Below are 11,025 nucleotides of genomic sequence, written 5' to 3' on the forward strand. Positions count from 1 at the left end.
CAGAAACCCGCCTTTCGAGGCGGGTTTTTCTTTGTCTAAGCCTAGAGCGGCAGCGGGCGGCCTTCGGCGATGGCCTCCATCGCGAAATATGAGGTGACCGAGTCGAGATCGACACCTTCGATCAGACGGCGGTAGACGGCGTCATAGCTGGCCATGTCTTCGGTCACGACCTTCAGCTGATAGTCATAGTCGCCGCTGATACGGTGGAAATCGACGATTTCAGGGATGGTCAGCACGTGGCGGCGGAACTCATCCAGCCATTTTGCCGAATGGTGCCGGGTGCGCAGCAGTACAAAGACCACTAGGTCCAGCCCCAGCTTCTGCCGGTCAATCCGGGCCGTGGATCCCTGCAGAACACCATTTTCGTTAAGCGCCTTCAGCCGCCGCCAGCAGGCATTTTGTGACAGGCCCACACGTTCTGCCAGTTCCCGCTGCGACAGGGCGCCATCCTGTTGCAATGCGGCGAGGAGGCGTTTGTCAATTTGATCCATAATTCCCTCCGTGAGCGATCAAATGACAACATATCAGCGCTAACAGCGTAAAGATAGGGGAGGTTTCCTCAGTATCATTCGCTCACACTGGCAGGACAATAATAAAGGGCCTCCGTTATGACACTCAGCTTGTTCCGTCAGATGATCGAAACCGCCAAAGAAGATGGAAGCCTGTATAAGGGCGTCATCGGTGAGGGCACGATGATCCCTGGGCTTTATGGTGATGTGTCCCTGACCTACGCCGATTACGTTGCCTCAGGCCGGGCGATGCGGCAGGTCGAAACCTATGTGCAGGAACACGTCCTGCCCTTTTATGCCAACAGCCACACGGAAAGTTCCTTCACCGGGGCGCATATGACGGCGCTGCGCAATGCGGCGCGGGCGGAAATCGGCCAGATCTGCGGCGCCGGTCCACAGGATGCGGTGATTTTTGCGGGCTCCGGGGCAACGGCCGGGATCAACCGGTTGATTGCCCTCTTTGGGGTTGCTGAGGCGCAGGATCCGGTGGTGCTGATCGGTCCTTATGAACATCACTCAAACATCCTGCCCTGGCGTGAAACCAAGGCGCGGATCATTGAGATCCCCGAGGCGGAAACCGGTGGCCCCTGCATGGCGATGCTGGAACAGGTGCTGGTTGAGGTGAAGGACAGCGATCTGGTGATCGGCAGCTTTTCCGCCGCCTCGAACGTGACGGGTATCGTGACCGATACGGCGGCGGTCACCCGCTTGCTGAAATCCCACGGCGCCCTGTCGGCTTGGGACTATGCCGGTGGTGGCCCTTACCTGCCGATCGATATGATGTCGGGCACCGATGCCCAGAAAGATGCCATTGTGGTCAGCCCGCACAAGTTCCCCGGTGGACCAGGGGCGTCGGGCCTGCTGATCGTCAATAAGGACGCCGTCACCACACAGAAACCCAGCTGGCCGGGCGGGGGCACCGTGACCTACGTGTCCTCGTGGGGGCATGACTATTCGCAGAACCTTGAGGCGCGCGAAGAGGCGGGCACGCCAAACATTATCGGTGACATCCGCGCGGCGCTGGCCTTCATCGTAAAAGACGTGATCGGCACCGAGGAAATCGCCTGTCGTGAGGCGCGTTATGCGGCCATCGGGCTGGAAGGTTGGAAGGACAACCCCCGTATTCAGCTTCTGGGCTCGCAGGTTGAACATCGGCTGCCGATCTTTTCCTTCCTTGTGCGGGACGATCAGATGGCGGTCGTTAGCCCGCTGCTTTTCACCATGATGCTCAGCGATATTCACGGCGTGCAGGTGCGCGGCGGCTGCTCCTGCGCCGGGCCTTATGGCCATCGTTTGCTGGGGATTGGCGAAGAAATGTCACATCAGATGCGCGATAGCATCCGGGCGGGGGACACCCGTGAGAAACCGGGCTGGGTGCGGTTGAACTTCTCCTACATGATGGATGAAGAGACCGTGCACCGCATCGTGAAGGCAGTAAATGACCTTAGTCTGGGGCTGGGCGATCACATCGGCCACTACCGTATTGATGCACAAACGGGACAGCCTTCGCGTGTTGTGAAGGCCGCGTGATCTTGTCGCTTTTCCTCTTGCAGGGGGGGCGGTATTAGGGGGGCGACGAAGGAGCCCCGTTATGACCAAGATCACGCCACAGCCAGGCATCATGGAAATCGCCCTCTACCAAGGTGGTGCGGCCCATGTGGATGGCGTCACCGATGTGGTAAAGCTCAGCTCGAACGAAAACCCGTTCGGGCCCAGCCCCAAGGCGACTGACGCGCTGCGCAAGGCGGGGCTGGACCTGCATCGGTATCCGGGCACCGATCACGTCGGGCTGCGCAAAGCCATTGGTGAGGTCTACGGGCTGGACCCTGAAAACATCATCTGCGGCGTTGGCTCGGATGAGGTGTTGCAGTTCATCGCGCAGTCCTTTGCCGGACCCGGGGATGAGGTGATCCATACCGAACACGGGTTTTCCATGTATCCGATCCTGGCTCACGCCTGTGGCGCCAAGCCGGTCAAGGTGGATGAAACCGACCGTGTGGTGGATGTGGACAAGATCCTGGCCGCCTGCACCGACAAGACCCGCATCGTTTTCATTGCCAACCCGGCCAACCCGACCGGCACAATGATCCCGATGGAAGATTGCAAGCGCTTGGCCGAAGGGCTGCCGCCGCAGGCCATCTTGGTGCTGGATGGCGCTTATGCCGAATTTGTTGAGGGCTATGATGACGGCGCGGGCATGGTGGAAAGCCGTGACAACGTGATCATGACACGCACCTTTTCCAAGATCTATGGTCTGGGCGGGCTGCGGGTTGGTTGGGGCTATGCCCCCAAGGAACTGATCAATGTCCTGAACCGGGTGCGCCAACCGTTCAACCTGAGCAATCTGCAGCTTCAGGTCGCTGAGGCGGCGCTGCGGGATCGTGAATACACGGAAAAATGCCGTCTGGAAAACGCCCGCATGCGCAGCTGGCTGATTGAGGCGCTGGCAGGCCATGGCGTGCAGGCGGACGAGTCGTTCACCAACTTCATTCTGGCCCGCTTTGCCGATGAGAAAGAGGCAAACGCCGCCGACGCCTATTTGAAATCGCAGGGTCTGATCGTGCGCAAAGTGGCGGGCTATGGCCTGCCCAACTGCCTGCGGATCACTGTCGGGGATGAACCTTCCTGCCGCCGCGTGGCCCATGCCATCGGCCAGTTCAAGGAGGGCGCGGTGTGAGTGTGATCTACAACCGTGTTGCTTTGATCGGCTTGGGGTTGATCGCCTCGTCTATGTATTGGGCGATGAAACGCGCAGGCGTGGCCGCTGAGGTTTCGGGCTATGCGCGTTCGGAACAGACACGCGACACCGCGCGGCGCATTGGCCTGTGTGATCAGGTCTGCGACAGCGCGATTGAGGCGGTGAAAGACGCTGATCTGGTGGTGCTCTGCGTGCCGGTTGGCGCGATGGGTCGCATTGCTGAAGAGATTGCACCGCATCTGAAACCCGGCTGCACCGTCAGCGACGTGGGATCGGTCAAGAAATCGGTGATTGAGGCGATCGAACCGCATCTGCCGCAAGGGGTGCATTTCGTGCCCGCCCACCCGATGGCCGGGACCGAGCATTCGGGGCCTGAATCCGGCTTTGACACGTTGTTTGACAATCGCTGGTGCCTGATCGTGCCTAATGGCGCGGATGAGGCAGCAACGCAGAAGCTTGAGGCCTATTGGCAAGCGCTGGGTGCCAATTGCGAACGGATGGAGGTTGGCCACCACGATCAGGTCTGCGCCGTGGTCAGCCATATCCCGCACCTGATCGCCTACACGATGGTGGGTGTGGCGGATGATCTGCGCCGTGTGTCTGAGCGTGAAGTCATCAAGTTTTCGGCCGCAGGTTTTCGTGATTTCACCCGGATTGCAGCCTCAGACCCGACCATGTGGCGCGATGTTTTCCTGACCAACAAAGAGGCGACCCTGGAAATCCTTGGCCGTTTCACCGAAGAGCTGTTTGCCTTGCAACGCTCGATCCGGACGGGCGACGGCGATCAGCTGTTTGATTACTTCACCCGCACCCGTGAGATCCGTCGCGGCATTATCGAAGCGGGCCAAGATACCGAAGCGCCCAATTTCGGGCGTGGTGTGCCGCAGTCATGAGGGGCATGCTGGCGATACTGTGGCTGATCATGGCCACAACAAGCGCCAGCGCCAAACCCGTGGACGAAAGCCTGCGCCCGGTGGCCCGACCGGGATCGGTTGCCATCCTGCAGCCCAAAACCGCCGGGCTCACCCGCAGCCTGCGCCCGGTGGCTCGGCCTGCCGCAGTCGTCGCGGCCTCGACACCAGTCACCCCAGTCAAAGCGGCCAAACGCCTGCCGAAACGCGGCTCAGTCTGTCGTGACCGCAGCCTGCGCGGCGAAGAGGTTGGCCGGGTCCCCGGCAAACTGTCCGGCTGCGGTGTGAAAGATGCGATCCGACTGCGGGAAGTGGCAGGGGTGACACTCAGCCAGCCCTCGATCATGGATTGCACAACAGCCAAGGCGCTTAAAAGCTGGATTGAAAAGGGGCTGAAGCCTGCGGTCGGGCGCACCGGGGGCGGGGTCAAAGGGTTGCGCGTGGCGGCGCATTATTCCTGCCGCACCCGCAACAACCGCAAAGGCGCCAAAATCTCGGAGCATGGCAAAGGCAAAGCGATCGATATCAGCGCCATTTTCCTCGAAGACGGCTCAACGATCACTGTGCTGCAGGGCTGGAACCAACGGCGTGAGGGCAAAATCCTGCGCAAGGCCCATCGGGCCGCCTGTGGGCCCTTTGGCACCGTTCTGGGGCCGGAAAGTGACCGGTTTCACAAGGATCACTTCCATTTTGATACCGCGCGCCATCGCGGCGGCAGCTATTGCCGGTAACACCGCTTAACGCAGGGTGAAATTCGGGGCAGGGCCCAGCGGGATCGGCCCGAAATACAGCGTTTCACCGGAAAAAGTCAGGGGCAGGTCCAACGTATTTGGATTGCCTGACATGCCGGCCACCATCTGCAACCCGCCCGTCAGCGTTTCCGCCCAGCCGTCTGGCAACACGCCCGCCGCAACGGCCATCTGCACAATCTCCCGCCAGTTGCGGGCTTTGACGGTCAGTTTCCCCTCAGCCCAGCCTTGGGCGTCGATCACCAGATCACCGGCCAGCGCCAATTCCAACTCACCCCATTTCGCCTCAGCCAGATTGACGTTCAGCGCCTGCGGCTGGGGCCGGGCATCTTCCAAGGCGTGGCGATCCCAAGCGGCATCAAATTGCAGGGTGATATCCGCGGAAAAGGCCGAAAGCGTGCGCGGCAGTTTCCCCGCCTGATCGACCAGTGCACGGAAGGCACGGGCGGGGGCCAGATCCTGCGCGGTCAGCGCAAACCGGTAGAGGTTATCACCCTCATGAACCAACCCTGCGCGGAACGCCGTCATATTGGTGCCATCGCCCGAAGGGCCGGTGATCTGCAGCGTGTCAGCCGCCAGATTTGTTCGGGCCAGCGCCAGCGCGGTGCCTTCGGTCACGACCGAGGCCTGCATCTGCGCGCTGCTGATGTCATATTTGGCAAAAGGCGTTGCCAGCAGTTGCTCATTCGGCCAGGTGGCGATGATGTGATTGGGCTTATAGGACAGCGCAAAGATCTGGAAAAACGGCGCCTCCCAGGCCCAGCCACTGTTTGGGTCCGCCAGCGCAATATCGCTGAGCGTGGTGTCAAACCGATTGGGGAAACCGCGCACTGTCAGATCTGAGGTTTCGGCCACCCAGCCCTCAGCCCGGCGGGCGTCAAACCATGCCTCAAATCCGGCCTGAACACTGCGGGCACCGATGAACCAATAGGCCCCCCATAGGGTGGCGGCAGCAACAATGAGGATCAGCAGACGTTTCACGGGGCTGGGGCCTTTCCTAACCGGGGTGAGTGGTGTTTACAGGGGCAAAGGAAAAAGGGCCAGTAACATGACGATGTGGGTGTTTGGATACGGATCACTGCTGTGGAACCCCGGGTTTGCCCCGGCGGCGCAGTCCTTGGCATCACTGCCGGAATATCACCGCAGCTTCTGCATGCGCTCCATCCACCATCGTGGCACCGAAGAAAAACCGGGGCTGGTCTTGGCGCTGGATGAGCTGACGGGCGCCTCCTGTGACGGTCTGGCCTTTGCGGTGAAAGCAGGCGAAGAGGCCAAGGTCCTTGATTACCTGCGTGAACGTGAATTGGTCAGCTCCGCCTATCTGGAAAAAGTGCTGGAGGTCGATCTGGCCGATGGCCGCCGGGTGGAGGCGGTGACCTATGTGATCGACCCTGATCATGTGCAGTATTGCGGTGGTCTGGAACTGGAAGAACAGGCCCATATCATTGCACATGCGGTCGGCGGCCGTGGCCCGAACCCGGAATATTTGTTCAATACCTCCGCGCATTTGCACGAATTGGGCATTCAGGACGCAGAGCTGGACTGGCTGACGGAACGTGTGCGTGGCTTGATCGCATAAGTCCTTGGCTTGCTGATGGCTTCGGCATAGAGTTTGGCCAAGGAATAACAAGTCGGGATCTGTCCGGATGGTACAGACAGACCATGAGGTCGAGCCGCAATTCTCACCGCCCGTGCGCCAGATCATTTCGATGGTTCTGGTCCTTGGGTTGTCGGCGGGTGTGGTGTTTCTGGCGCTACCGCGCATCTTGCCTGTGTTTGAGGCCAACCCCTATCTAAACGGGTTCATTCTGTTCGTCTTTGGCGTCGGGGTGCTGTCCTGTTTCTGGCAGGTCGCGCAGCTGTTCAACTCGGTCCGCTGGATCGAAGGCTTCGTTTCAGAACGTGAGCAGCTGGAACATCGCCGTGCGCCGCGTTTGCTGGCGCCTCTGGCGGCACTGCTGGGCAAACATTCGGCTCGGATGGAAATCAACGCAAGTTCGACCAGCTCAATCCTCGATTCGGTGGCGACCCGGATCGATGAGGCGCGTGAGATCACGCGGTACATCGTTAACCTGCTGATCTTCCTTGGTCTTCTGGGCACGTTTTATGGTCTGGCCACCACCGTTCCGGCGCTGGTTGATACCATTCGCGGTCTGGCCCCTGTTGAAGGGGAAAGCGGCGTGGAAGTCTTTGGCCGCCTGATGAGCGGTCTGGATCAGCAGCTTTCGGGCATGGGCGTTGCCTTTGGCTCCTCGCTCCTGGGGCTGGCGGGATCGTTGGTTGTGGGCCTGTTGGAACTGTTCGCCGGTCACGGTCAGAACCGGTTCTACCGCGAGCTGGAAGAATGGCTGTCCACGATCACCCGCGTGACCTTTTCGTCGGGTGAGGGCGAAACCTCGGGCGAATATGGCGCGGCGGTTCAGATTCTGGATCACATGCTGGAACAGATGGACCGGATGCGGCAGATGTTTGAACAGTCTGAGATGGGGCGCAGTCAGGTGGATGCGCAGCTTGGCGCACTGGCCCATTCGATTGAGCGGCTAACCGATCGCATGGCCGATGACCGTTCGGTGAACTCCGCGCTGGAACGGGTCGCGGACGGGCAGGAGAAGATGATTGAAACCCTCAGCCAGACCGCCGGTGAAGGGATGGATGCCGAAAGCCGGATGCGCCTGCGGTCGATTGATGTGCAGCTGCTGCGGATCTTGGAAGAGATCAGCGCGGGCCGGCAAGAAACCATGGCGGAATTGCGGATGGATATTGCCTCGCTCACCCGTTTGGTGGCGCAGGGCCGCATCGCCGAACATGATCAACCCAACCTGCGCAGCCCCCGCATTAAGGGCAAGGAGGGCTAAACATGGCCCTGTCGCGCCGCACCGGGCAACGTTTCCAAAACTCCATCTGGCCGGGTTTCGTGGATGCGATGACCGGCCTGTTGCTGGTGTTGATGTTTGTTCTGACCATTTTCATGGTGGTGCAGTTTGTGCTGCGCGAAACCATCACCGGTCAGGAGGCGCAGCTAGATAACCTGTCTCTGGAAATCGCCGCATTGGCCGATGCCTTGGGGTTGGAGCAGAAGAAGACCGCAGATCTGACCGCGCAGGTAGGTGAGCTGGACGCAACGCTGGCAGAGGCACGTGACACCGCAGCGGCGCAGCAAGCCTTGATCGCATCGCTCACGGCGGACCGTGATGCGCAGGTTGCAGCCCTTGCCGCGGCGCGGAGCCAGATCACCGAATTTGAGGCGCAGGTCGCAACCCTGCTGGCAAGTCAGGCGCGCAATCTGGCCACCATCACGGATCTGGAACAGCAGCGCGCGGATAATCAGGCGACCATTGAGACACTGGAAGGAGAGCGTGACGCGCTGAACCTGGTGCTGGCACAAGCGCGCAGTGAAATTGACGCCCAGGCTGAGGCTGCGCGACTGGCCGCGGCCAAACGTGAGGCGATGGAAGCCCTGATTGCCGATCTGCAATCTGACAACGCCGCCGCCGTTGATCAGAACGCCGCCCTGCTGTCGCAGCTGGAACGGCTGGAGGGCGACAATGCCAACCTGATCACCAATAAGGCCGAGCTGGAGAAAGCTCTGGCTGATCTGGAACAGGCGCTGAGCGACGAAGAGAAAGCCCGGCTCGCCGAAGCGGCTGCGGCCGAGGCGCTGCGCGATAGGCTGCAGAATGCGGATGCGGAACTGACCTCGCTGACGTTGGCGTTGGAACAGCAGCGGCGTGAGGCGGAAGAGACCTTGACCCTGCTTGCCGCAGCGGAGGCCGCAAGCGCGGATCTGACCCAAAAACTGGCCGCAGCGCTGCTGGCGCAGGACAATGTTGCCGCCGAACTGGATCGCGCCCGTAAGGATCTGGAGGCCGCCCGTGGCGGCGCTGAAGCCACGGCATCACGCCTGTCGGATCTGGAAAACCAATTGGCTGCCGCCTTGGCTGAGATTGATGAGGGCACACTGGAAATCGCCAACCTGCGCACCCGCCTGTCCGAGGCTGAGGCGCAGCTGGCGTCGTCCACCGGACGGGCGGAGGAGCTGGAGGCCCAGCTGGCCTCTGAACGCGCCAGCCTTGAGGAACGACTGGCGGAAGCCCTGGCCGCCAAGCTGGAGGCGGAGGCCGGCGTGAAAGACGCCGAAGCGGCCTTGGCCGAAGCCTTGGCGGCTAAACTGGCGGCAGAAAAATCGATCGAAGCGGCGAAATTGGCGCAACAGGCTGCCGAAGCGCAGGCACAGGAAGCCCGCGATGCCATGTCCCTGACCGAAGCGGAATTGCAGGACGTCTTGGCCAAAGCACTGGCGGAAAAACTGGCCGCGCAGCAACAGGCCCGCGACGCGCTGAGTGAGGCTGAACGGCAGGAAACCCTGCTGGCCGCTGCCAAAACCACTCTGGCCGCACAGGAAGAACTGGCGTCAGAGGCGCAGAAACAACAGGCCCTGCTGAACCAGCAGCTGGCTGCTCTGCGCACCCAGCTGTCCAGCCTGCAGGCGATCATTGACGATTACAAAGCCCGCGACGCAGCCGCTAAGGTGCAGCTGGAAACGCTGGGCGCGGATCTGAACGCCGCGCTGGCCCGCGCTGCCGCCGAGGAACGCAAGCGCCGCCAGCTGGAAGAGGCTGAGCGCCTGCGTCTTGAGGAAGAGAAACGTCAGCTGGAAGCCGAGAAACAGGATCTTGAGAAATACCGCTCTGACTTCTTTGGCCGTCTGCGTGATCTTTTGGGCAATCAGGAAGGTGTGCGGATCGTCGGCGACCGTTTTGTCTTCTCCTCCGAGGTGCTCTTTGCCTCTGGCAGTGCCGATCTGTCGCTGGAAGGTGCGCAGGAAATTGCCAAGGTCGCCTCAATCCTGCGGGGCGTGATTGGCGATATCCCGGCCGAGATTGACTGGATCATCCGTGTAGATGGCCATACCGACAATCAGCCGCTTGGGGTTGGTGGCGTTTTTGCTGACAACTGGGAACTGAGCCAGGCCCGGGCGCTGTCGGTGGTGCGTTTCCTGGTGGAGCGTTTGGGCATCCCGCCAAACCGCGTCAGCGCCAATGGCTTTGGGGAATTCCAGCCAGTGAACCCGGCCAATACCGCCGAGGCGCGCGCGCAGAACCGTCGGATTGAGTTGAAACTTACTGAGCGTTAACGCAGCTCCACCCAGACCTGCCTTTCGCCCAGAACCGCGCTGTTGCGGACCAGTTTTGCAGTGGCCTGATACCGCCCCGGGGCCCAACCGGTTGCGGGGCGTTTGCGACCGATGGCGCGGAAAAACAGCGATTGCGCTTTGTCCAGCAGGATCCGCTTTTCCAGCACACGCGGGCCGGGCGCATCGCCGTCCGCAGGTCCAAACAGGCTGAGGTGCAAGATATCGCCGGGTTGGCTGCCATAGGCATAGGCCCAGGTCACCAGCGCCGGTGCGCTTTGATCCAGTTGATGGGTATGCGCGCGGCCAGCCTTGATCTCAGAATACTCGGGCACCTGCAGCGCAAAGCCCAAATCGATCAGCCCGCCGGGCAGATAGGCAGGAACGTCGCGCCACAGTGCTTCGTCCAGACCGGCATTGCAGGTATTGGAATAGGGGGCGAAGGGATCCACGACCTGATCTTGGTGGCGCACTGAAATGTGCAGATGCGGGAACTGTGTTTTGCCTGACAATCCGACCTGACCCAGCACAGCATTGGCCGCCACGCGCTGCCCTGTTTTCACCTGCAGTGATTCCTTTTTCATGTGGCAATACTGGGTGATCCAGCCGCCCCCGTGGTCAATCGCAACGCCGTTGCCGCATTCCCGGCCAGCCACCGCTTCGGCGGTTTCCTTGCTGTAGAGCTGATCCGCCATACCGTCGCGCGTGCCCCGCACAACACCCGGCGCGGCCGAGAGGACATTAACCCCCTGCGCCATCTGATCCAATGAGATCAGCGCGAAATCGGTGCCCTTGTGACCGTTGTAGCTGAGGGCGCCGCAGCCAAAATCCTGCACCCCGTCGCTGGCGTCGCGATCCACGTAATACTGGATGTAACAATCCTCACCCAAGGTGCAGTCGATCGGTTGCACCATGACCGGATCCGCCAGCATCATTGAGGGCAGGCAGGTCAGAAAGGCAGCGGTCAGACAGGCAGTGGTCAGGCGGGGGCGCATAGGGGTCTCCGGTGGTGTGGGTCGTAGTGTGG

Annotated in this window: 10 protein-coding genes; 7 read left to right on the forward strand and 3 right to left on the reverse strand. The window is 61.0% G+C overall.

The genetic code is table 11. The features are described 5' to 3' along the window. Window positions 1-41 precede the first annotated feature (41 nt). Window positions 42-491: an Lrp/AsnC family transcriptional regulator gene (locus tag ACORLH_RS01185; RefSeq protein ID WP_321830793.1), complete on the reverse strand. Its 450-nt coding sequence runs from the start codon at window positions 489-491 to the stop codon at window positions 42-44. Between the two features lie 117 nt (window positions 492-608). Here ACORLH_RS01185 and ACORLH_RS01190 point away from each other — a divergent pair, with 117 nt between their 5' ends. From ACORLH_RS01190 to ACORLH_RS01205, 4 genes are all read left to right on the forward strand, one after another. Continuing rightward, window positions 609-2,039, forward strand: coding sequence for an aminotransferase class V-fold PLP-dependent enzyme (locus ACORLH_RS01190; protein ID WP_321830794.1), 1,431 nt, complete (start codon window positions 609-611; stop codon window positions 2,037-2,039). 61 nt (window positions 2,040-2,100) lie between these two features. Continuing rightward, window positions 2,101-3,186 carry a histidinol-phosphate transaminase gene (hisC, locus tag ACORLH_RS01195; RefSeq protein ID WP_321830795.1) on the forward strand — a complete coding sequence of 362 codons (1,086 nt, stop codon included), beginning with the start codon at window positions 2,101-2,103 and terminating at the stop codon, window positions 3,184-3,186. A gap of 2 nt (window positions 3,187-3,188) precedes the next feature. Next, window positions 3,189-4,100, forward strand: coding sequence for a prephenate/arogenate dehydrogenase family protein (locus ACORLH_RS01200; RefSeq protein WP_321832751.1), 912 nt, complete (start codon window positions 3,189-3,191; stop codon window positions 4,098-4,100). A gap of 5 nt (window positions 4,101-4,105) precedes the next feature. Continuing rightward, complete coding sequence (locus tag ACORLH_RS01205; protein ID WP_420719792.1) at window positions 4,106-4,849, forward strand: extensin family protein; 744 nt, start codon at window positions 4,106-4,108, stop codon at window positions 4,847-4,849. A 6-nt stretch (window positions 4,850-4,855) separates the two neighbouring features. Here the strand turns inward: ACORLH_RS01205 and ACORLH_RS01210 are convergent, their stop codons facing one another. Beyond that, window positions 4,856-5,848 (reverse strand): DUF2125 domain-containing protein, encoded by a 993-nt coding sequence (locus tag ACORLH_RS01210; protein ID WP_321830797.1) that lies wholly within the window; start codon window positions 5,846-5,848, stop codon window positions 4,856-4,858. A 67-nt stretch (window positions 5,849-5,915) separates the two neighbouring features. On the opposite strand from ACORLH_RS01210, the gene ACORLH_RS01215 reads away from it, so the two are divergent. The 3 genes from ACORLH_RS01215 (at window position 5,916) to ACORLH_RS01225 (ending at window position 10,001) form a co-directional block, all read left to right on the forward strand. Beyond that, window positions 5,916-6,446 (forward strand): gamma-glutamylcyclotransferase, encoded by a 531-nt coding sequence (locus ACORLH_RS01215; protein ID WP_058245348.1) that lies wholly within the window; start codon window positions 5,916-5,918, stop codon window positions 6,444-6,446. A gap of 67 nt (window positions 6,447-6,513) precedes the next feature. Continuing rightward, window positions 6,514-7,722: a biopolymer transporter ExbB gene (locus ACORLH_RS01220; protein ID WP_321830798.1), complete on the forward strand. Its 1,209-nt coding sequence runs from the start codon at window positions 6,514-6,516 to the stop codon at window positions 7,720-7,722. Window positions 7,723-7,724: 2 nt separating this feature from the next. Continuing rightward, the gene (locus ACORLH_RS01225; RefSeq protein ID WP_321830799.1) at window positions 7,725-10,001 is read left to right on the forward strand and encodes a peptidoglycan -binding protein; all 2,277 of its coding nucleotides are present in this window, start codon (window positions 7,725-7,727) and stop codon (window positions 9,999-10,001) included. On the opposite strand, the gene ACORLH_RS01230 is transcribed toward ACORLH_RS01225, so the two are convergent. Next, window positions 9,998-10,993, reverse strand: coding sequence for a M23 family metallopeptidase (locus tag ACORLH_RS01230; protein WP_321830800.1), 996 nt, complete (start codon window positions 10,991-10,993; stop codon window positions 9,998-10,000). The two genes, ACORLH_RS01225 and ACORLH_RS01230, sit on opposite strands and share 4 nt — an antisense overlap. Between the last annotated feature and the right edge of the window lie 32 nt (window positions 10,994-11,025).

Origin of the sequence: Thalassovita sp. (assembly GCF_963691685.1) — a bacterium.
Lineage (GTDB): Bacteria > Pseudomonadota > Alphaproteobacteria > Rhodobacterales > Rhodobacteraceae > Thalassobius.

What these genes read in the sequence shown, in the direction of transcription:
- ACORLH_RS01185 (WP_321830793.1), bottom strand. Translation starts at nt 491, where the DNA reads ATGGATCAAATTGACAAACGCCTCCTCGCCGCATTGCAACAGGATGGC.
- ACORLH_RS01230 (WP_321830800.1), bottom strand. Translation starts at nt 10,993, where the DNA reads ATGCGCCCCCGCCTGACCACTGCCTGTCTGACCGCTGCCTTTCTGACC.
- ACORLH_RS01215 (WP_058245348.1), top strand. Translation starts at nt 5,916, where the DNA reads ATGACGATGTGGGTGTTTGGATACGGATCACTGCTGTGGAACCCCGGG.
- ACORLH_RS01225 (WP_321830799.1), top strand. Translation starts at nt 7,725, where the DNA reads ATGGCCCTGTCGCGCCGCACCGGGCAACGTTTCCAAAACTCCATCTGG.
- ACORLH_RS01205 (WP_420719792.1), top strand. Translation starts at nt 4,106, where the DNA reads ATGCTGGCGATACTGTGGCTGATCATGGCCACAACAAGCGCCAGCGCC.
- ACORLH_RS01220 (WP_321830798.1), top strand. Translation starts at nt 6,514, where the DNA reads ATGGTACAGACAGACCATGAGGTCGAGCCGCAATTCTCACCGCCCGTG.
- ACORLH_RS01190 (WP_321830794.1), top strand. Translation starts at nt 609, where the DNA reads ATGACACTCAGCTTGTTCCGTCAGATGATCGAAACCGCCAAAGAAGAT.
- hisC (WP_321830795.1), top strand. Translation starts at nt 2,101, where the DNA reads ATGACCAAGATCACGCCACAGCCAGGCATCATGGAAATCGCCCTCTAC.